Raw genomic sequence first — 20,339 nt, 5'->3', positions numbered from 1 at the left:
TTGGCTTCATTGTATGATCAGAACTCTGGTTTTATTACTGCTGTTGTTGCTACCTAAGACAGCTTTGTCTGAGGTGATAGTCAATTCAGAGGTCTCTCTGGAAAGTCTGTCGAAGCAATATTTGCTTTCAATCTTCTCCATGCGTACACGAACTTGGCCAGATGGCATGCCAGTTCATGTATTCATTCTTCCGCCTTACCAAGCTGAACATCAGCTTTTTGTTAAGCAGTCTTTGGGTATATTCCCTTATCAGCTATCTAATATCTGGGATCGATCTGTTTTTTCTGGTGCGGGACAATCACCGATTACGGTTAATTCCGAAGCTGAAATGCTTCAACGAGTGTCCCAAACTAAAGGGGCTATAGGCTATGTGATGACATCGATCCAAGGAGGGCTGAATGTTAAAGTCATTACGATTAAATAGGTTGCTGTTGCTCATAGTGGCCTCCGTTTCTATGTCAGTACAAGGGGCACCTGATATAGAATTTAATGGGTTTATTACTCAGGGATATACCCATACTAGTGATAATAGCTTCTACGGTGATAGTGAATCGGGCAGTTGGGATTTTCGGGAAATTGCCGGAAATGCTTCTTGGCGTTTAAGTGATCGTCTACTGCTGACTGGGCAGTTAATGTCACGTAGAGCAGGTGAGGTTGATGATGGTGATCTCACTGTCGATTATGGCTTGCTTGATTATCGGGTTTATGAAGGTGAGCGTGGGTCTTTTGGTATAAGTGTAGGTCGTATTAAGAATCCCTTTGGTTTCTATAATAAGACACGAGATGTGGCGTTTACTCGTCCATCCGCAGTTCTACCACAATCTTTATATTTTGATAAAGCCAGAAACTTAGAATTGTCTTCTGACGGTTTTAGATTGTACGGCCGTTATCTGTTTGATCATGGTGCCTTGGAATCTGAACTTGTTATGGGGGAACCACGTAAAGATCTAAACGTGGAATACGCATATTTAAATAATAATTGGGATGGCGCTTTTAGCGACAGCACTGGGCATTTATGGCGCACAGAATATAGTTTAAGTGATTATAGCTTTGTGGTTGCAGCTACTATTGGTGGTTTTAAATTAGATTTTGATGGCCCTGATACGCCTTCTCTGGGGGCCCCAGGTGATGGGCGTGTAGATATTGATGTTACAGTACTGTCTATGCAATACAACTGGCAGAAATGGAGCCTGACAGGTGAATATTTCCAACAGGAAATTAACTGGGGAAGTTTAGCTGGTGTTTATGCATTAATTCCTGAAAATACAACAGAATCTTTTTATCTTCAGCTGGATCACCGTTTAACATCTGATCTGACACTATTTTTACGTCGTGACATGCTTTATTTAGACAAAGATGACCGTGATGGGACGGATACCGCAGCGTTACTAGGTATGCCTGCTCATACTCAATTTTCCTTTGATTGGACGCTAGGGGTTGGTTGGAAGCCTAATCAAAATTGGTTATTACGTGCAGAGTGGCATAAAGTTGAAGGTACAGGCTGGTTAGCTGCTCAAGAAAATCCGAATGACCAGGATGAGGTTGAAGATTGGGATATGCTTTCCTTACAAGCGACCTATAGGTTTTAAGCTATATGTCGATTGAGAGTTCAACTGAAAGGTCTTTTTTAAGTCTGCGCTGGAAGGTTTTTCTTAACCTTATCCTTGTGCTGGCTGTTTTGCACTTGGCGTATAGTTACTACTCTTATGTACAGTTGACTCAAAAAACCACTCAAGAACAGTTTGAATCTTCAGAGCGAGATCTTTTTGTATTAGAGGGCTTAGTTTCTTCTTCCTTTGATCGTTTGCTCGAAATGGGGCAGATGATCCCTATTGTTGTCGACTCAAAAGGGGCTTCTGCCGGTGCTTATATTGAGTCAATTGAGCGTTATTTTCCCGGTTTGTTGATGAATGGTGCAATGGATGCTGTTTATCTATATGACCAATATGGTCAAGCGCTTCACAAGCAAGGAATCATTGTTAAGCTTCCTTTTTCTGTCATATCCCAAGTTTTATCTAAAGAAACGCCTTATAACTACTTCTATTGCGTCAAAGAATGTTTACGTTATGTCGCTATGCCAGTCCGTCTTGAAAAGGACAATGTTGGAGTCATGGTAGTTGGGCGCGAAATGCGTGATGTTATTCTTGATTTTAAGAAGCAAAGTGGCAGAGATATCGGCTTGGCTGTTCAGCCAAAAAACCAAGTGAAAGCCGCTCGTTTATGGAAACTGGATTTAAAATATCTGACAGAGAAGTCCGATAACGTTACGCTGCTTAATAAGTTGGTCAGTGAAAAGAGTATTCCCCCGAAAGGAGGTGTATTTGAAGTTGAGAGTGGCGAAAAAAAGTATCAGATCATACTTCAGCCGCCATTAGGGGCTGAGCCTGGTGCTGCCTATTGGATTTTGATTGATGATCACACTCAAAGCTATCGCGAAGCTCAAGCTGAACTTTTCCAGCAGTTGATGGTATCTGGTATAGGCCTATTCTTGGCAGCTCTGTTTCAGTTGGCAATGATTCGTTCGCCACTAAATATGATCACTGAGATATCTGTGCTACTCCCTTTATTGGCCGGAAGTGCCTTTACCGAAATGCGTCAGCGCCTTGGCGCTATTCAGCGTAAGGCTATCTACGAAGATGAATTGGATTTATTGAAAGATAGTACGTTGGATTTAGCCAATCAATTAGAGAGGCTGGAAACTTCTTTGCTGGAGCGGGCACAAAATCTAACCGAGCGATCAGTGCAATTAGAAGCAGAAAGGGACTTTGTTACTAGTCTGCTTGATACAGCTGAAACAATCATCCTAACGCTAGATAGCAATGGGAACATAGTTACTTTGAATCGATTTGGGCAGGAGGTTTTAGGGCTATCTTCTGCTGATGCTAAGCTGATGCATTATCTTGACCTTAATCATGACCCAAAGCGTCAAGAAGAGCTCAAAGTGCAGTTGGAGAATTTGCTTACTCGTAAAGAGTCAAAGGTACAAATTGAGTCATCCATCCGTTCTAGTACAGGACAGATGCTGCAAATTTCTTGGTTACACTCCATTTTGAATATCCCGGGTGCTGATGCGCAGATTCTTTCTATAGGTTTGGATTTTACCGAACGTCAGCATGCAGAAAAACGGCTTATTTGGATGGCAAATCATGATCCATTGACAGCGCTTCCAAATCGTTTGTTTTTTAATGAAAAAGTAGAAAGTGCTATTCGCAGGTGTGAGCCTGATAACACTATTGTTGCTGTCCTTTTCTGTGATTTAGATTCTTTCAAAGATGTAAATGATTCGCTTGGGCACCCTGTGGGGGATGAGCTTTTACAGCAAACGGCTGAACGTATCCAAACGGTTATCGCCAACGATGGTGTTTTGGCGCGTCTAGGTGGAGATGAATTTACTATTCTGCTTGAAGGAAAAAGTTCAGTTCGTGAAGTGGAGCTGGTGGCCCAGCATATTCTTAGAGCGTTTAGGCAGTCTTTCTTTATTGATGGTTATGAAATATTCAGTACGGTCAGTATCGGCATTTCCCTTTTCCCTGAGCATGGACGTGATGTAATTAGCCTTATTCAGCATGCTGACGTGGCAATGTTTGATGCCAAAGAAAGCGGGAAAAATCAGTTGCGCTTTTATCATGACGAGCAAGGAAGTCAGCGCTACGAGCGCTTCTCGTTGGTGAATGATCTTCGTCGAGCATTAGAAAAAGAAGAATTTAGAATTTTCTATCAGCCGCAAATTGATGCGAGGGATGGCAGTGTAATGGGGGTTGAAGCCCTATTGCGTTGGCAGCACGAAGAAGCGGGAATGATTTCTCCGGCTAAATTTATCCCTCTTGCTGAAGAGCAGGGGCTTATTGTGCCTATAGGTGAATGGGTTCTAGAGGAAGCGTGCCGTAATGGTAAGGCTTGGCATGATCAAGGCATGGATATCCGTATCGGGGTGAATATTGCTGGGCAGCAGATTATGCATGAAAGCTTACTTTCCACCGTAAGACGGGTTATACGAGAAACTAATATTTCTCCAGATCTCCTTGATTTAGAAGTGACTGAAAATTTCTTACTTAGACAACCGGAAATCACTATTCCTAAGCTACATAAGTTCCGCGATATGGGACTTTCACTATCGATGGATGATTTTGGTACAGGTTTTTCTTCGCTTAGTTACTTGAAAAAGTTGCCGCTGAATACCTTGAAGATAGACCAGAGTTTTGTGCGTGATATTGGCACAAACCCAGAAGGGGAAGCCATTGTTAAGGCGATTATCGTATTGGCGCAGAGTTTAGGTCTTGAGGCTTTGGCTGAAGGTGTTGAGACTAGTGATCAGCTATCTTACTTACGGCAACATGGCTGTCACTTGATACAAGGTTATTATTTTAGTCGTCCTTTACCAGCTGATGAACTGCCTGATTTTGTTATGAACCAGGCAGTTGAAATCTCTTTCGAATAGAGACTATGTGGACGCTATAAACTAATTAGTTCTGGCCAAATAAGCCTGCGCGTTTATTGATGTAATCAAACTCTTCATTATTTTCTTCGGCTTCAAAGCGCATTTCATCTAGCTGTTGGAATTTTTGAATTTCATCATCCGTCATATTGTGAAGATTATTACCCCCAAAAAACCAAAGAAGGTCGCGGGCAATAAGGTGTGCTAACTCTGGATAGCGACGGAAAGCTTTATCAATGAAATCAGCGCCTTGATCATAAACGCCAGCTTCTTGTGATTCGAAATTCTCAATCAGTTGCTGAAATTCCTCAATAAAATCCAAATCATCTTGAGTCGGTGTTTCTGATTTGAAAGGATCTCGATTAATAAAGTTATTGTAAGCAATTTTTAAGAAATTCAGGTGATGAATTTGGTAAGATGTCATTTTGCTCTCCAGATAATGGACAGGGTTATTTTATAAGCTCAGGCTCATTGCAGCCAGCCTTACACCTGACTTAATCCTGTATTTGCACAGTTTGCTTAAATCTTGCGATGAGAGATTCAATTCACTTAGGTTCTAAGTCGATTTGGATAATTACCTGCTTATATTTTTGGAAAGATTAATGACGTTAGCGCTCTCTATAAAAAACCTGCGTAAAGTCTATGGGAATGGCTTTGAAGCATTAAAGGATATCTCCTTTGATGTTCAACAAGGGGATTTTTTCGCCTTACTAGGCCCTAATGGTGCTGGTAAATCGACTACCTTGGGTATTGTCTCCTCCTTGGTGAATAAAACCTCGGGCAGCGTATCGATCTTCGGGGTGGATTTGGATAAGGACTTAACCCAAGCCAAAAAATATCTGGGTGTTGTGCCGCAAGAATTTAATTTCAACATGTTTGAAAACGTGCGGGATATTTTAATTACTCAGGCGGGATATTACGGTATTAACCGTAAAGCAGCTGGAGAGCGAGCAGATTATTACCTAAAACAACTAGGTTTATGGGATAAGCGTAACGGTGCTGCTCGCATGCTATCGGGTGGCATGAAGCGTCGTTTAATGATTGCGCGAGCATTGATGCATGATCCAAAACTTTTGATTCTGGATGAGCCAACAGCTGGCGTAGATATCGAGTTAAGACGTTCCATGTGGGAGTTCTTACAAGAGATTAATGCGGCGGGAACCACAATCATTCTGACGACACACTACTTAGAAGAAGCGGAAAGTCTTTGTCGCAATATTGCGATTATTGATCAGGGTAATATTGTTAAAAACACCAGCATGCGAGCTCTGTTGCAGCAACTGAATACTGAAACTTTCCTACTTGATCTCGATTCAAACTTAGAAGCTGCACCAGTGGTCTCAGGTTATCCGATCAGATTGCAAGGTGACCATCTGTTAGAAGTGGATGTAGAAAAACATCAGAGCTTGAATACGCTCTTTGTTGAGCTACAAAAGCAGGGTGTGAATGTGAGTAGTATGCGTAACAAATCCAATCGATTGGAAGAGTTGTTTGTTGCGTTAGTAGATAAAAGTTTGGATTAGGATTAGGCATGAATACCCAAGATTTATTGGTAGCTTTCTGGACCATTGTTCGACGCGAAATAAAGCGTTTTATGCGGATCTGGGCTCAGACGCTTCTACCTCCTGCCATCACTATGACACTGTATTTCATCATCTTCGGTAATCTGATTGGTAGCCGGATCGGTGAGATGGGTGGCTTTGACTATATGGAATATATAGTGCCAGGCCTGATTATGATGTCAGTAATTACTAACTCTTATAGCAACGTAGTGTCATCGTTCTATAGCACTAAATTCCAAAAAAACATTGAGGAGCTACTAGTTTCGCCTGTTCCTAACTGGGTGATTTTAAGTGGTTTTGTTTTAGGTGGAGTGGCGCGTGGGTTGGGCGTTGGTTTAATTGTCACAATATTGTCTCTATTCTTTACCGATCTTCAGGTTCAGAACCTTCTAGTGACTATTGCGATTGTCTTCCTAACTTCAGTGCTGTTTGCTTTAGGCGGTTTTATCAATGCTGTTTTTGCGAACTCGTTTGATGATATCAGCATCATTCCGACCTTCGTGCTCACCCCTTTAACCTATTTGGGTGGGGTGTTTTATTCGATACAGTTACTGCCGGAGTTTTGGCAAGGGGTTTCTCAGTTAAATCCGATTCTGTATATGGTGAATACCTTTAGATACGGTATTCTAGGTGTAAGTGATATAAATGTAGGGTTTGCTTTCGGCATGATTATTCTGTTTATCGCCGGTCTATTTTCATATGCCCTATATCTGCTACAAAACGGTAAAGGTATCCGTAGTTAAATGAAAGAACATGATGTAATTGCCAGCTCGCCATTAGGGCAAGGTACCGAGTACGTTAACAGCTATGATCCAAATCTGTTGTATCCAATTGCACGCGACGTCAATTGGAAGCAGCAAGGTGTAGAACGTAAAGAGCTTCCATTTGTAGGTGTTGATATTTGGAACGCCTATGAGATGTCTTGGTTGAATCAGCGTGGTAAACCCGAGGTACGTTTAGCTGAGTTTAAGGTATTTGCTGATTCTGAAAATATTATCGAGTCTAAGTCGTTTAAGCTGTATTTAAACTCATTCAATCTCAGTAAATTTTCCTCTGAAAGCGAAGTGAAAGAACGCTTAATCGAGGACCTATCAGCAGCCGCTGGTGGACGCGTAGAGGTTCGTATATACCATCCTGATCAAGCACCAGAATTTGGGCAATTCACGGGCTTTTGTATCGATAATCAGGATGTTGAGATTACCCAATACACTCCAGCGCCAGAGTTATTAACAACGGGTGAAGATGATGTTGAGGAGGTGCTTTATAGCCATCTTCTCAAATCAAACTGTCCTGTAACGGGGCAGCCTGATTGGGCGACGCTCGGTATTAGTTATTGTGGTAAAGAGATCGATAGAGAAGGCTTACTGAAATACATCATCTCTTACCGTGAGCATGGCGATTTCCATGAGCAATGTGTAGAAAATATTTTTATGCACATCTGGGAGCGCTGTAAGCCACAGAGCCTGAATGTTTATGCACGTTATGTTCGCCGTGGTGGTTTAGATATTAATCCATTCAGAAGTAGTGATTCTGAAGATATTGATAATCTGCGTTTGAGCCGCCAGTAGAGGGTAATATGGAAGCTTTAGAATTATTACATAATCGTGTTTCTTGCCCGGTTTTGAATGAGCCAGGCCCGACCGAAGAGCAGTTAAAGAACATTTACCAGGCAGCTTTACGTGCGCCCGATCATGGAGCGCTCCGTCCATGGCGCTTTTTGTCTGTGCAAGGCGATGCTAGGGTAAAGCTTGGTGAGCTTTTTCTTCGCGGTGCTTTAGCGAACGATGCTGAACTGCCTGATGCAAAACAAGATAAAATTCGTGCGATGCCTCTTCGAGCGCCATGCATGTTAGTTGTGATTGCCGCAGTCAAAGATAGTCCTAAAATTCCTGTTTTAGAGCAGGAGGTTTCAGCAGGCTGTGCCGCTCAGAATATGATTTTAGCTGCTTATGCTCAGGGTCTAGGGGCTATGTGGCGAACAGGTGATATGGCTTATAACTCAGTTGTACGTGAAGGCTTAGGTTTAACTGAGCAGGAAACGATTATTGGTTATATCTATCTAGGAACACCAAAGAAATTACGTAAGGCTCCTGTGCATGATCAGCAGGAGTATGTCGTTGAATGGACTGGCGTATAGGTAGCACCCTTTGAGCGAAGCAAACAGTACTACTGAGTTTCTTACTTGGCTTAAATCACAAATCCCATTGGTTAATCATATGGGAGTAAAGCCTTTAGATTGGGATGGCAAGTGCTTGCGAATGTCTGCAGCGCTTGAGCCTAATGTAAACGATAAGGGCACAGGCTTTGGCGGATCTCTAGCAACTTTATCCACACTCTGCGGTTGGAGTGCTGTGACTTTGTATCTTCGTGCTCAGGGCAGAAACGATGATGTGGTTATTCGTGAGAGTAAGCTGGAGTATTTCCTGCCGGTAACCTCTGATTTTACCGCAGAATGCCAGCTGCCTGATGTCGAAGCGTTAGCTGTTTTTGATCAAAAAATGCAGGCTAAGGGCCGTTCTCGGATGGATTTAGTGATCGAAATTAAACAGAAAGACCAAGTCGCTATGCGTCTTAGTGGCAGTTATGTTGCTATGGAAAAGAAGTCGTAGCCGCCTTACCTCACACATCCTCTCCTATATATTCTTGACCCTATAGTTAGCTTTAGGGTTTATGCTTAAGGTAGTTTCATCACGTAATTTCTCAATCTATTAACCATACTACAGGTTTCATCATGATTTATCGGTTGTCTTTGCAAGGCGTTAAATGTGCAGGCTGTGTTAGGTCATTGGAAAAAGGCTTACAGCAAGCAGATGTAATTGAGGACTTTGCGGTTAATTTTGCTGATCGAAGCTTAAGTGTTTCCTCTGAATCCAGTGTTGAGCACGTTATCGCTGCAGTAGAAAGTGCAGGGTATGGTGCAGAAGAGATCACTGATGAAACTGACTTCGAGCAAATCGAAGCGCGAGAAAATAGACAGTATCAGATAACGCTTAAGCGCAGTGTGATTGGTTTGGCTTTTGGGGCTTTGTTAATGCTTCAAGGCTGGTTGGGCATGATGCCAGATATCACAACAACCTCAGGACTATGGGTAGGGGCAGTGACTGGTGTGGCTGCGCTACTTTTGATGTTTTTCTGCGCGGGGCATATCTATCAAGGTGCTTATAAATCGGCTTTTCTAGGGCGATTTAATATGGATAGCTTAATCGCTTTAGGGACAGGAGCTGCGTGGATCTACTCTACTGGTCTATTGCTCGTTTCTGCTTCAGGCATCGAACTACCTATGGAAGCACGCCATCTTTATTACGAAGCTTCTGTGATGATTCTTGGTTTTATTCTACTTGGGCAGGCATTGGAGGCTCGAGCGCGAAAGAAAACCGGTGATGCTGTTCGCAGCCTTATGAATCTTCGACCTGCTACAGCGCTTCGTGTTCGTGATGGTGAGGAAAAAGAAATACCCGTTGAACTCCTCGCCTTAGGAGATGAGATCCGTGTTCGCCCAGGAGAGCGAGTGCCAATCGATGGTCAGGTATTGTCTGGCAGCAGTTACTTGGATGAATCTATGTTAACCGGGGAATCAATGCCGGTGAATAAGGAGATTGGTGATTCTGTAGTGGGCGGGACATTGAATGGATCAGGAAGCTTGCTTATTAAAGTTGAGCAGATTGGTTCCCAAACGGTACTAGCACAGATCATTGAGGCAGTGCGTGAAGCTCAAAACTGCAAGCCGGAACTCGGAAAACTGGCCGATAAAATTGCAGCTGTTTTTGTTCCAGTCGTAATGGGTTTAGCCGTTGTCACTGCTGTCATTTGGTGGCTGTTCGGCCCAGAGCCTCAGTTGACCTACGCCATAATTACTATGATGACTGTGCTGATAATTGCTTGTCCGTGCGCTTTAGGATTGGCGACACCTATGTCAGTTATGGTAGCTGTCGGTAAAGCCGCGCAAAACGGTATTTTGATTCGTAATGCGGATGCTCTGCAATTAGCCGAAAAAATCTCAGTCGTCGTGTTAGATAAAACTGGTACGGTGACTCGAGGTGAGCCGGAGGTTACAGATCAGTTGTTTCTACGTGGTGATCAGGCCTTAGTTAGAGCAACTGTGGCAGCTATTGAGGCTCATTCGGAGCATCCATTGGGGACTGCATTGGTTAAGCAGTTTGCGGCTGGGGAATTGTCAGTAGAGGTTACGAATTTTCAGAATGTATCTGGGCAAGGGGTCATTGCCGAAACTGACTCTGGCAGATGGTATATCGGCAATCAAGCATGGATGGACGAAAACCAAGTTGATTGTAACCAAGTGACAGAAGTGGTTTCTAAGTGGAGTAACGAATCTAAATCCCTTGTCTTTGTTGCTCAGAATAATAGTCTGGTTGCGTTGTTTGGTGTTGCAGATCCAATTAAAGAGGACTCTGAACAAGCGATTAGTGCACTTAAAGCTTCAGGTTTAAACGTTGTTTTACTCTCAGGGGATAACAGTAAAACAGCAAATGCTGTGGCAAAGTCTGTAGGGATCAATCAAGTTTTTGCGGATGTAAGGCCTGAGGAAAAGCAGGCCGTTATTCAACGTTTGCAGGAGCAAGGTGAAGTGGTGGCGATGGTCGGTGACGGTGTTAATGATGCGCCGGCACTAGCACAAGCTGATCTTGGTTATGCGATCGGTTCTGGCTCTGATATTGCGATAGCGAGCTCTGACGTGACTTTGATTTCGGGCTCTTTAAAAGGTGTCGAGAAGGCGATAAATCTGTCTAAACAAACGGTTCGAAATATTCGCCAGAACTTGTTCGGAGCCTTTATATACAACGGGCTAGCAATCCCAGTTGCAGCGGGGGTTTTGTTTCCAGTGGCTGGTATTCTTCTGAATCCGGCCATAGCAGGTGCTGCTATGGCCATGTCTTCAGTGACAGTTGTGAGTAATGCTAACCGTCTTCGCTTAGTTCGCCTTTGATTCGGCAGCTAAGCGTTCAATCTTTTCGATAATCACTGTTTGTTGTGGGACATTACGGTGGCCACCTTTAGGCGCAGTAGGGCTTCGGCTAATACGAACCACTAGATCCAGACCCTCAGTTACTTTACCAAATACCGCATAACCTGGGCGTCTACCGCGTGCATCAAGGTTGTAGTTGTTAACCGCATTGATAAAAAACTGTGATGTAGCACTGTCAGGGAAGTTGGTGCGGGCCATCGAGATCGTTCCCTGTTGATTGCTCAAGCCGTTAGTTGATTCATTTTTAATTGGGTCTCGAACCTCTTTTCTTTCAAGGCCTTGGGTGAAACCACCACCTTGAATCATAAAACTTGGAATAGTACGGTGAAAAATCGTGCCTTCATAGAAGCCGCTATCTACATAATCTAGGAAGTTTTTAACCGTGATCGGGGCTTTTTCTGGATAAAGCTCTAATTTGATGTCACCCAAATTGGTTTTCATAACAATCTGCGGGTTGGCTTGTTCAGCAAAAGCGACGTTTATAAGAGAAAACGTAAGTGTGAAAATTGCGAGAATTTTTTTAAACATAGTCTTATCAACAATTAGATTTATTTGTTGGCATATTACCTAATTATCAAACCCGTCGTCACCTCAGTTATTTCCCACTCATTTCGGGTGAATTACCTATTGGTCATCTATTAAGCAATTATCTGATATCAAAAGAGTTTTGCTATCTTTGAGAATCGTTCTATAGTAGTAGAGTATGTAACTCCTAAGTACTGTTGAGCCATTTCTAAGATTTGAAGATTGCGCTCGGTAGGAGGCGCTTATGACGTTTACGATAGAAAAGCTAGATCACATTGTTCTAAACACTCTCAATGAGGAAGCGTGTTTGGACTTTTATGTCCGTGTTCTTGGCTGTGAACTGATTCGTAAGGTGGAAAGCCCTCCGATGTATCAACTTAGAGCAGGTGACTCTCTGATTGATATCAAGCCGGTTACAGAGCGTAGTGAACACGCAAATCTTGATCATTTTTGTTTGAGGATTAAACCATTTGAACCCGAGGTGTTATTTCCTTTTTTGGGGAGGGAAGGAGTGCCTTATGGACGGGTTGAAAACAGGAACGGCGCAACAGGCTTTGGTAGTTCAGTTTACATCGAAGATCCAGATGGGAACTGTATCGAACTAAAAGCCGCATAGTCAGTGTAAATAAAAATTAAATTAGAAAGCACAGACTTTGCGTAACAATAACAATAAATGCGGTTTGAAATATGGACATTCTAAGGTGCATACCTATATGCCTTAAGCCGCAAATAAGAGTTGGAGTGAGTTAACTCATGGGCAATATGGCGCTAAAACATAAAATGCTTTTATTAACACTGATACCGTTGATTGCGGTATTGGGTGTCGTCATGGTCGTTGTTAATTTTCAGTTAAGAGCTCTAGGTGAGCATGAAATCGAGGAATTGCGTACCGAGTTAATGGCGAGTAAAAAAGAGTCATTGAAGAGCTATGTCGATTTGGCAACATCATCGGTTAAGCACATTTATGAAGGAACAGGTAAAGACGACCTATACGCACAAGAGCAGGCGTTGAAAATTATGACCGAGCTTTCCTATGGGGATAAAGGTGACGGTTATATTTTCGTGTACAAGTACGACGGTACTAATTTAGCTACACGCCCTAAACCGCAATTGCGCGGTAAAAACTTGATGGGTTTGAAAGATAAAAATGGTGTTCTAATTATTGAAGAGCTAATCAAAGCAGCGAAAAAAGGGGGAGACTACTTAACCTACGTTTGGACGAAGCCTTCCAAAAATGCGGATGTGGATAAGCTGAGTTACGCTATTGGCCTGGAAAATTGGGAATGGATGGTAGGTACTGGTTTTTATATTGATGACATTGATGATCAAGTTGCAGCTGCTACAGAAAAGCTGGAAGCAGAAATTACCAATACCATGATGTTTATTTTAATGATTGGTGGCGGCTTTGTTATAGTCTTTGGTTTGGTTTCAATAATGTTGGCGAACAGCATTGCTAATCCGTTAGCTGCAGCTGCAGCCGCATTAAAAGATATTGGCGAGGGTGAAGGTGATCTTAGTAAGCGCTTAGATACCAGTGCTAAAGGTGAAGTAGGCGAGCTCGCTCATGGGTTTAACTCTTTCGCAGCTAAAATTCAGTCGCTCATTGTTGAGGTTAAATCTTCAATCGAAGAGCTTTCAAGTGCAACTTCTCGTATGACAGGTGTCGTTGATGACACTAGGCAAGAGGTAAATGATCAGCGTCAGGAAACCGAGCAGGTTGCTGCTGCAATTCACCAGATGGCTGCAGCTGTGCAAGAGGTATCTACAAACGCAACCAATGCCTCGCACTCTGCGCAAACGGCTGATGATTCTGCCCAGGGTGGTCAGGTCGTTGTAAATGAAACCATCAATTCAATTCAGTCACTACAGAGTGGTGTGAATAATGCTGCGGATGTTATTGGTCAGTTAGACCGTGATTCAGAGCATATTGGTACGGTTATTAATGTCATTAAAGAGATTGCGGACCAAACCAATCTACTTGCTTTGAATGCAGCGATTGAAGCTGCAAGGGCGGGTGAGCAAGGTCGTGGTTTCTCTGTTGTGGCTGATGAAGTAAGAACGCTTGCCAATAGAACGCAACAGAGTACAGATGAAATTCAATCCATGATTGAAAAACTTCAATCAGGTGCGCGCCAAGCTGTTCAGGAGATGGAGCGTAGTCGTGAACAAACAGATCGTACAGTTGAAAAAGCGAGTCATACTGGGGATCAGTTAAATACTATAACGACCTCTGTTAGTGATATCAGTGGCATGAGTACTCAAATCGCAACCGCAGCGGAGCAGCAAACAGCTGTGGCAGATGAGCTAAGCAGAAGTATTCAGCATATTGCTGATATCTCTGAAAAAGCGAGTGGTAATGCCGATAGGCTATCTGCGACCACTGCGGAAATGTCGCAGCTCGAACAGCGCTTAACAACTTTGGTAAACCAGTTTAAAACGTAAAAGAAACTAGGTTGTTAAAGCGGGCATTTATGTCCGCTTTTTTTATGCCAATTTTCTTGGTGAGGATAGATAATAGCGGATCTAAATTACTGGGTATTTGGCTAACGGTCTGGGTCAGCGAAGGGATCGGTTTTTAAGGAAATAAAGGAAGTATGGCAAAGCCTAATAAGAAAGGTCCTTTGACAACGGTTAACGTGTATTGCGCAAGATGTAAAACGTTGTTGTTCAAATATAGGAAGGGAGGGAAGGGAGCCTTAGTAAAGTGCTTCAAAGAACGGATCAATGAAGATCATACCAAGACTCCTTGTGAATGTCCGGGATGTCAGATGGTGTTTGCGCGTGAAGCATTAATTCGTGGCGCTCCCGCTTTCAAGTTGATCGGAGGAAAAGTGTTTGCCAAGTAATACTCTATCCTTGATTACTGCCTTGTTTGCTAAATTAGGAGCAAGGCAGAGGATATCCCCTTTAACTTGATAGGTAGTGCTTTCTGGGGGGAGTATGTTTCCGCCACCGTACTGTTTTAACGCTTGCTTTTCAGAAGTGCGCGAAAAGATCTGATGCTGATATGCTCCGCCTCGGCACAGTTCTCTTGCCGCATGATGCCACATTGTTTCGACATCTTTCTGACTACTCTTTTTATCCCCTATATATTCCACGCTATATTCGTCGCTATTGATCGGGGTAAAGCTGAATCCGCTTTTGCCGTCAAACGCGTGATAGCTGCTATCACAACCGCTAAGTAGCAGCCCTCCTAATAATAAGCTGGACAGTTTTAAGTGACGTTGCATTTTTGTACTCCTTTATCTGTAGTGTTTAAGGTCTATTTGTATACTTGAAAATATGTACAGATATTGATTTCTGATCATGGAGTAATGTTAAATTAGGTGATAAATAGTATACAGATTTAGAAAATAATTAATTAGGCATTACAGATTTGTGTAATTATCTCTGTGATGCTAATTTTTATTTTATCTGTACTGTAATATTTCACTGTAATGGTCATTTTTTATGAAACTGTATGAACAGCTCCAAGATGCTTTGATTAAGCGTATAGAGCAAGGGTATTACCCTGTGGGGAGCAAGCTGCCTTCGATAAGATCGTTAAGTAAAGAGAGAGAAGTCAGTATTTCGACAGTTCAAGAAGCTTATCTTCGTTTAGAAGAGAATGGGTTTGTTGAAGTAAGGCCGAAATCTGGATACTACGTAAAGTCCAGAGGAGAGGCACCGGAATTACCAGAAGTGAGCCGACCGGCACAACGCCCTCTGGAAGTGTCGCATTGGGAACAGGTTTATCATCTATTAAACAGTGCCAAAGGGCATGGGCACATTGCTTTAGGGACTGCGAGCCCGGAAATTAATACCCCGACATTAAAGCCCTTACTGAAAGCGTTAACTAACTCAGCTGGATTGCAGTCAGAACAATTTCTCAATTACAGTGAGATTCAGGGGAGCGAGAAGCTGCGTAAGCAGATTGCGCGGCTAGCTTCAGATTCGGGATGCAAGCTTCATCCCGATGACATCATCATTACCAGCGGTTGTCAGGAAGCTCTAGTTTGCAGTTTGCGTGCAACCACGAAACCAGGCGATGTCGTAGCAACGGATTCACCTAGTTTTTATGGATCGACTCAGGCGATAAAAGCGCTGGGGTTAAAAGCGATGGAGATTCCGACGCACCCTGAGACAGGTATCAGCTTAGAAGCATTAGAATTGGCACTAGAACAGTGGCCAATCGCTGCGATCCAAGTGACGCCAACCTGTAACAATCCACTGGGATATACCATGCCTGAAAGCCGTAAGAAGGAATTGTTACGACTTGCACAGCAGTACGATATTCCGATCATCGAAGATGATATTTACGGCGATCTTTTCTATAAATCACCCCGCCCAAGGACTATTAAATCCTTTGATGAAGAAGGTCGTGTTCTGCTTTGTTCCTCTTTTTCTAAAACCATTGCTTATGGTTTGCGATTAGGTTGGGTGGCACCGGGGCAATGTACTGAAAGGGTGTTGCATAAAAAGTTTGTTTCGACTGTGAGTAACCCACCAGTCCAGCAGGAAGCGGTTGCTGAGTTTATTGCTAAGGGGTATTACGAACGCCACCTTAGAAAGGTGAGAGCTCAATATCACCATAGCCGGGATATGATGATCGACCTTGTCAGACGTTACTTCCCAGAAGGCACTCGTATGAGTTACCCCGAAGGTGGGTATCTGCTTTGGGTAGAATTTCCTGTAGCAGTCGATTCAATAAAACTAAATAAAAGGCTAGAGGCGAAGCAAGTTAGCATTGCGCCAGGGGTTATCTTCTCTGCGTCAGGTAAGTATCGTAATTTTGTGCGCTTAAGCTTTTCCAAAAAGCTAACTGAAAAAACAGAAGAAGCGTTAAAAGCGATTGGCGATGAGGCTAAAAAACTAATAGCAGAAGCGTAATCAATTACGCGTATGGTTAACCAAAAAACTTATATAGAAAGCCTGTAAATGGCCGACAATATGAGTCTGAATGAAGTTGCTGAGCGGAGAGTACTACATGGAAATGCAGTGGCAGAAGTTACTCACAACCAAGCGTTACGGCCATGCAGAAGTAACTGAAGATGAGTTTGGGAGAAGCCATTTTCATAAAGATCAGGATCGGATAATTTTCTCCAGTGCTTTCAGACGCTTAGGGCGAAAAACACAAGTTCATCCGATGTCCTTGAATGATCATATCCACACGCGTTTAACCCACTCTATTGAGGTGGGTAGCTTAGGACGAACCTTAGGTATACGCGTAGGGGAGTTAATTCAGGATCAGCTTCCGGAGTGGGCCACGGCCTACGACATAGGCATGATCGTACAATCCGCCTGCTTAGCACATGATATTGGTAACCCTCCCTTTGGGCATGCGGGCGAGTATGCAATAAGGGATTGGTTTAAACGCCAAGAAAACAGTGCGTTACTACAAAATCTTTCTGATTCTGAACGTTTGGATCTAATGACTTTTGAAGGCAATGCTCAAGGCTTTCGGGTTGTCACTCGCATAGAGAACCACCTGTTTGATGGAGGCTTACGCTTAACTTATCCAACCCTTGGAGCGCTTTTGAAATATCCTTGGAGTGCTGATTATGCGGGGGATAAAGGTAAATTCAGTGCCTATCAAACTGAAGTTGAAATATTAAATAAATTAGGCAAAGAACTAGGTTTAATCGAGAAGTCTAAAGGCTGTTGGTGTCGCCACCCGCTGACTTATTTGATGGAGGCAGCAGATGACATCTGTTATGCCATTCTGGATCTGGAAGATGCCATTGAGTTAAATATTTTGACCTTTGATGAGATCAAACCGATCTTGCTAACACTCTGTGGTGATACCTCTTATGAAGCAGAGATTTTTACCTCTCAAGCGTCTGCACGCCGAAAAATTTCGGCATTGAGGGGTATGGCAATGAAGCATATGGTGAGCTCTGCTGTCCAAGCCTATATGAATAATCAGCATTTGATTATGCGCGGTGAGTACACTGGCGAACTCTTAGCTGATGGTGATCCCGGTGTGCGAGATGGCCTGTATCAAGCTAAAAAATTAGCACGAGAAAAGGTATTCCCAGATACCCGAAAAACTGAGCTGGAGGTTGGTGCGTATACAACCCTAGGGGTATTACTCGAAGCATTTTGCCATGCTGTCTATGACAACTATCAATTGCAGGGTGAAGGATTGAGTTATCGTAGCGATCGCATTATAAGTTTGATGGGAATTCATGCACCATCGCCGGAGTTGCCTCTTTATAAGGCCTATATGCGAGCATTAGATTTTATTAGTGGTATGACAGATAACTACGCGACCTACCTCGCTCGACAAATTGGCGGCTTAAGTTAGGGGCCAGCAGGAATTTCTCATATAATAAGATTTTTACTTCGAGAAAAGGCTTATCCAGTGGCTTCATTAAAAGATCAATTAGGCAGTTTGGTTTATTCCACAGAAAAAGGGCAGCTTTGTTCTGGCTGTGGTGAAGCTATATCCGAATGTGTTTGTGCAGAACTGGAAGATAAAAACAGACTGGATACTCTTGATGGCATTGTTCGTATCCGTCGCGAAACTTCAGGCCGAAAGGGTAAAGGTGTAACGACAATTACAGGTATCCCTCTGCCTGAAAAAGAGCTTAAGGCTCTAGCTAAAAAGCTTAAAAAGGTTTGCGGTACGGGTGGTGCCTTGAAAGATGGGATCGTAGAGATCCAAGGTGATCAGCGAGACAAACTAAAAACGTTGCTGGAAAAAGAAGGCTTTACCGTCAAGTTGGCAGGAGGCTAGGATTGATGGCTAAGAAAAACTGTACGCGTTGTTTAGTCATGCGTTTTGCCTTAGTTTTTATGGCAATAGTTGTTTTGTTTATGCTGAATGGGTTGAACCAATTTTTTAACTAAACACTTATAGGAAGGATAATCATGGATAGAAAACTTCTGTTAATGCCACTATTGAGCGCTTTATTGATGATGCCGACCTTAGCAGAGGCGCGCATCTATGAATATGTAGATGATAGTGGTCGTAAAGTGTTTGTGGATCGTCTTTCGAAAATTCCTGCCAAATATCGGGATCAGATGGCAACCCGCGAGGAACAGAAGGACAAGCTTGATCCACTTGAGCTTCAAGCTTTCAATCAAGGAACCGATGCAAAGCAGCGTCAATTAGAGTTAGATAAGGCAAGAGCCGGTATCACAGAAGCGATGAAAAAGTGGATTACACCCTTTCAGTTTCACGCTAACCGTATCGTTTTACCAGTCAAAGTTTTCTATGGTGCTCGTTCAACTCAATTATCGTTGGTTATGGATACAGGGGCTTCTTACACAGTTGTGCACAAGCAAGCTATTAGCTCTTTAAATGCTCAATTGCGAAAGGGGAGTTCTGCTAGAGTTGCCGATGGTAGTGTGGTCGATACACAAAAAATACACTTTGACCGTTTTGAACTTGGCCCTTATAAAGTAAAAGGTGTTACCGCTGGTGTATTAGACTATCAGGGAGGGAGCGCTGGAACTGATGGTTTACTTGGAATGGATTTTTTATATCAAGCGCGCTATGAAATTGATCGGGAAAAGAAGCATATTGTCTGGGACCCACAACGCTACAAAGAATTGCAAGAAAAACTGGTTGAGATTGACAGGCTGGAGCAGGAGTTGAAGGGGGCACCCACAGCTCCAGGAGCTGACAATCAGCAAGAGCCAGATGTTAGAAATAGCGCTCCACAGTAAGTTGCAGATGGTCATCTTTATTTAGGCTATAACTCAGGTCAGCTGGGTTATCAGCCGAAAAGAAACGGCCATCTAAACTTAGCTTCCAGTTATCCCCAAAACGCCTACTTGCTTCAACGATCATGCTATTACTGTGGTAGTCCAAATCATGGCCAATACCGGCCAATACTTCGGTGCTTGCTGCATCGTTTAGAGTGAGCCTTGCACCCATGAATACGTCATTTTGGATAGCAGCATCAGCTGATTTACCACGCTCATCCCAGCCGTATTCCAGCAAAACACCTATGTCAGCAGAGCTGTCTTGAATACCGTAAAAGGTATATTCAAAACCACCTTGAGCAGCCCAATAGTTTTCACTTTTAGTGTCGCGATGAATGGTTTCCAACTTCCCAAGCCAATTGTCTAACGTAGCTTGTAAGTCAAAACCAATCTGGTTCATCTGCTCGTAATGGGGTACTAAGATCGTCTGGCCATTCACTGATTGGACTTGTAGTTTAGGATCTCGGTTGGTACCTCTAAACCAATAAGCTCCTAAGTCAAAGTCACCAATCGTGTGGCTCCAGCGGATTGCAGTATCTATATGTTTATTGCCTGCGCTGGATTCAAAGGTCGCTCTATCAGTATCGATCACGAGGCCTGCACGTAGACGACCATCTGTGCTAGCAAAGGTGCGCTCTCGGAACCCTGGTAAAAGGTAAAGATCGATGATACCCCAGTCTTTGACTAAGGATAGATTGATCATCTGCTGGCCTAGTTTGTCTTCCCCATCAAAGTCCTCGACGCCATCAGTCTGGTTGATCACATCAACGAGGTGTTGGAATTCGGTAACACCCCAAAAGACTTTACGCAGACCAGTACGAAGTTCCCAATCATCAGATACATGCACCCAGCTTAACTCACGAATATCTCCATGAGTTCGCTCGCTGTCATTTTCATCTAAACGAAGAAAAGGGGTAAAGGTTAAACTATCAGCACCATCGTTCCATTCCCAATAAAGTTCTGGCTCGAAAGAGAAGGACAAATTGGTGTCATAGTCTTGCCCCGTGAATTGAGCGCTTTGAGTAAAGAGGCGTAGATCAGCGGTGGCTTTACCTGACAACTCAAAGTAGGTTTCTGCCTGAGCAGGCAGGGCTGTTAAAAGCCCTGCTGCTAGTGCAGTCGTGAACGTCTGCCTGATCAT

At 43.2% G+C, this 20,339-nt stretch carries 19 protein-coding genes; 15 read left to right on the top strand and 4 right to left on the bottom strand.

The features are described 5' to 3' along the window. Positions 1–13: 13 nt before the first annotated feature. From ACMXYS_RS11825 to ACMXYS_RS11815, 3 genes are read left to right on the top strand one after another with little or no spacing between them, the layout of a single operon-like run. Complete coding sequence (locus tag ACMXYS_RS11825; RefSeq protein ID WP_415881825.1) at positions 14–424, top strand: hypothetical protein; 411 nt, start codon at positions 14–16, stop codon at positions 422–424. Then, the gene (locus ACMXYS_RS11820) at positions 399–1,589 is read left to right on the top strand and encodes a hypothetical protein (RefSeq protein ID WP_415896622.1); all 1,191 of its coding nucleotides are present in this window, start codon (positions 399–401) and stop codon (positions 1,587–1,589) included. Before ACMXYS_RS11825 ends, ACMXYS_RS11820 begins: the two co-directional genes overlap by 26 nt. 5 nt (positions 1,590–1,594) lie before the next feature. Beyond that, on the top strand, positions 1,595–4,438 hold the full coding sequence (locus ACMXYS_RS11815; RefSeq protein WP_415881823.1) for an EAL domain-containing protein: 2,844 nt from the start codon (positions 1,595–1,597) through the stop codon (positions 4,436–4,438). A 25-nt stretch (positions 4,439–4,463) separates the two neighbouring features. Here ACMXYS_RS11815 and ACMXYS_RS11810 read toward each other — a convergent pair whose 3' ends face one another. Continuing rightward, complete coding sequence (locus tag ACMXYS_RS11810; protein WP_415881822.1) at positions 4,464–4,859, bottom strand: PA2817 family protein; 396 nt, start codon at positions 4,857–4,859, stop codon at positions 4,464–4,466. 178 nt (positions 4,860–5,037) lie between these two features. Here ACMXYS_RS11810 and ACMXYS_RS11805 point away from each other — a divergent pair, with 178 nt between their 5' ends. The 6 genes from ACMXYS_RS11805 to ACMXYS_RS11780 all read left to right on the top strand — a co-directional run bounded on the left by ACMXYS_RS11805 (position 5,038) and on the right by ACMXYS_RS11780 (position 10,942). Next, positions 5,038–5,958 (top strand): ABC transporter ATP-binding protein, encoded by a 921-nt coding sequence (locus ACMXYS_RS11805; protein WP_415881821.1) that lies wholly within the window; start codon positions 5,038–5,040, stop codon positions 5,956–5,958. 8 nt (positions 5,959–5,966) lie between these two features. Further along, entirely contained in the window at positions 5,967–6,740 is a 774-nt protein-coding gene (locus ACMXYS_RS11800) for an ABC transporter permease (RefSeq protein WP_415888751.1), read from the top strand. Continuing rightward, positions 6,741–7,565 carry an NADPH-dependent 7-cyano-7-deazaguanine reductase QueF gene (queF, locus tag ACMXYS_RS11795; protein ID WP_415896621.1) on the top strand — a complete coding sequence of 275 codons (825 nt, stop codon included), beginning with the start codon at positions 6,741–6,743 and terminating at the stop codon, positions 7,563–7,565. Positions 7,566–7,573: 8 nt separating this feature from the next. After that, the gene (locus ACMXYS_RS11790) at positions 7,574–8,134 is read left to right on the top strand and encodes an NAD(P)H nitroreductase (RefSeq protein WP_415896620.1); all 561 of its coding nucleotides are present in this window, start codon (positions 7,574–7,576) and stop codon (positions 8,132–8,134) included. A gap of 10 nt (positions 8,135–8,144) precedes the next feature. After that, a complete protein-coding gene (locus tag ACMXYS_RS11785; RefSeq protein WP_415896619.1) occupies positions 8,145–8,606 on the top strand; it encodes a YiiD C-terminal domain-containing protein in 462 nt (153 codons plus the stop codon). Positions 8,607–8,728: 122 nt separating this feature from the next. Continuing rightward, entirely contained in the window at positions 8,729–10,942 is a 2,214-nt protein-coding gene (locus tag ACMXYS_RS11780; protein ID WP_415896618.1) for a heavy metal translocating P-type ATPase, read from the top strand. Here the strand turns inward: ACMXYS_RS11780 and ACMXYS_RS11775 are convergent. Then, on the bottom strand, positions 10,928–11,509 hold the full coding sequence (locus ACMXYS_RS11775) for a peptidylprolyl isomerase (protein WP_415896617.1): 582 nt from the start codon (positions 11,507–11,509) through the stop codon (positions 10,928–10,930). The genes ACMXYS_RS11780 and ACMXYS_RS11775 overlap by 15 nt on opposite strands. A gap of 241 nt (positions 11,510–11,750) precedes the next feature. Here ACMXYS_RS11775 and ACMXYS_RS11770 point away from each other — a divergent pair, with 241 nt between their 5' ends. After that, positions 11,751–12,122, top strand: coding sequence for a VOC family protein (locus tag ACMXYS_RS11770; RefSeq protein WP_415881814.1), 372 nt, complete (start codon positions 11,751–11,753; stop codon positions 12,120–12,122). Positions 12,123–12,259: 137 nt separating this feature from the next. After that, complete coding sequence (locus tag ACMXYS_RS11765) at positions 12,260–13,948, top strand: methyl-accepting chemotaxis protein (protein ID WP_415896616.1); 1,689 nt, start codon at positions 12,260–12,262, stop codon at positions 13,946–13,948. Positions 13,949–14,295: 347 nt separating this feature from the next. On the opposite strand, the gene ACMXYS_RS11760 is transcribed toward ACMXYS_RS11765, so the two are convergent. Then, positions 14,296–14,736 carry a hypothetical protein gene (locus ACMXYS_RS11760; RefSeq protein WP_415896615.1) on the bottom strand — a complete coding sequence of 147 codons (441 nt, stop codon included), beginning with the start codon at positions 14,734–14,736 and terminating at the stop codon, positions 14,296–14,298. A gap of 220 nt (positions 14,737–14,956) precedes the next feature. Here ACMXYS_RS11760 and ACMXYS_RS11755 point away from each other — a divergent pair, with 220 nt between their 5' ends. The 4 genes from ACMXYS_RS11755 (at position 14,957) to ACMXYS_RS11740 (ending at position 19,159) form a co-directional block, all read left to right on the top strand. After that, a complete protein-coding gene (locus tag ACMXYS_RS11755) occupies positions 14,957–16,375 on the top strand; it encodes a PLP-dependent aminotransferase family protein (RefSeq protein WP_415881811.1) in 1,419 nt (472 codons plus the stop codon). A 97-nt stretch (positions 16,376–16,472) separates the two neighbouring features. Next, positions 16,473–17,792 (top strand): deoxyguanosinetriphosphate triphosphohydrolase, encoded by a 1,320-nt coding sequence (locus ACMXYS_RS11750; protein ID WP_415884667.1) that lies wholly within the window; start codon positions 16,473–16,475, stop codon positions 17,790–17,792. A 57-nt stretch (positions 17,793–17,849) separates the two neighbouring features. Continuing rightward, positions 17,850–18,224 (top strand): translation initiation factor Sui1, encoded by a 375-nt coding sequence (locus ACMXYS_RS11745; RefSeq protein WP_415896614.1) that lies wholly within the window; start codon positions 17,850–17,852, stop codon positions 18,222–18,224. A gap of 134 nt (positions 18,225–18,358) precedes the next feature. Next, a complete protein-coding gene (locus ACMXYS_RS11740) occupies positions 18,359–19,159 on the top strand; it encodes a retropepsin-like aspartic protease (RefSeq protein WP_415881809.1) in 801 nt (266 codons plus the stop codon). Here ACMXYS_RS11740 and ACMXYS_RS11735 read toward each other — a convergent pair. Continuing rightward, positions 19,137–20,339: a hypothetical protein gene (locus ACMXYS_RS11735; protein ID WP_415896613.1), complete on the bottom strand. Its 1,203-nt coding sequence runs from the start codon at positions 20,337–20,339 to the stop codon at positions 19,137–19,139. The genes ACMXYS_RS11740 and ACMXYS_RS11735 overlap by 23 nt on opposite strands.

The organism is Neptuniibacter sp. QD57_21 (assembly GCF_047778075.1).
Classification (GTDB): domain Bacteria; phylum Pseudomonadota; class Gammaproteobacteria; order Pseudomonadales; family Balneatricaceae; genus Neptuniibacter.
This window is presented reverse-complemented; position numbering and strand designations above follow the sequence as displayed.

Coding starts and splice junctions, on each gene's coding strand:
- ACMXYS_RS11825 (WP_415881825.1), top strand. CDS start 14: ATGATCAGAACTCTGGTTTTATTACTGCTGTTGTTGCTACCTAAGACA.
- ACMXYS_RS11820 (WP_415896622.1), top strand. CDS start 399: ATGTTAAAGTCATTACGATTAAATAGGTTGCTGTTGCTCATAGTGGCC.
- ACMXYS_RS11815 (WP_415881823.1), top strand. CDS start 1,595: ATGTCGATTGAGAGTTCAACTGAAAGGTCTTTTTTAAGTCTGCGCTGG.
- ACMXYS_RS11810 (WP_415881822.1), bottom strand. CDS start 4,859: ATGACATCTTACCAAATTCATCACCTGAATTTCTTAAAAATTGCTTAC.
- ACMXYS_RS11805 (WP_415881821.1), top strand. CDS start 5,038: ATGACGTTAGCGCTCTCTATAAAAAACCTGCGTAAAGTCTATGGGAAT.
- ACMXYS_RS11800 (WP_415888751.1), top strand. CDS start 5,967: ATGAATACCCAAGATTTATTGGTAGCTTTCTGGACCATTGTTCGACGC.
- queF (WP_415896621.1), top strand. CDS start 6,741: ATGAAAGAACATGATGTAATTGCCAGCTCGCCATTAGGGCAAGGTACC.
- ACMXYS_RS11790 (WP_415896620.1), top strand. CDS start 7,574: ATGGAAGCTTTAGAATTATTACATAATCGTGTTTCTTGCCCGGTTTTG.
- ACMXYS_RS11780 (WP_415896618.1), top strand. CDS start 8,729: ATGATTTATCGGTTGTCTTTGCAAGGCGTTAAATGTGCAGGCTGTGTT.
- ACMXYS_RS11775 (WP_415896617.1), bottom strand. CDS start 11,509: ATGTTTAAAAAAATTCTCGCAATTTTCACACTTACGTTTTCTCTTATA.
- ACMXYS_RS11770 (WP_415881814.1), top strand. CDS start 11,751: ATGACGTTTACGATAGAAAAGCTAGATCACATTGTTCTAAACACTCTC.
- ACMXYS_RS11765 (WP_415896616.1), top strand. CDS start 12,260: ATGGGCAATATGGCGCTAAAACATAAAATGCTTTTATTAACACTGATA.
- ACMXYS_RS11760 (WP_415896615.1), bottom strand. CDS start 14,736: ATGCAACGTCACTTAAAACTGTCCAGCTTATTATTAGGAGGGCTGCTA.
- ACMXYS_RS11755 (WP_415881811.1), top strand. CDS start 14,957: ATGAAACTGTATGAACAGCTCCAAGATGCTTTGATTAAGCGTATAGAG.
- ACMXYS_RS11750 (WP_415884667.1), top strand. CDS start 16,473: ATGGAAATGCAGTGGCAGAAGTTACTCACAACCAAGCGTTACGGCCAT.
- ACMXYS_RS11740 (WP_415881809.1), top strand. CDS start 18,359: ATGGATAGAAAACTTCTGTTAATGCCACTATTGAGCGCTTTATTGATG.
- ACMXYS_RS11735 (WP_415896613.1), bottom strand. CDS start 20,339: ATGATCAGGCAGACGTTCACGACTGCACTAGCAGCAGGGCTTTTAACA.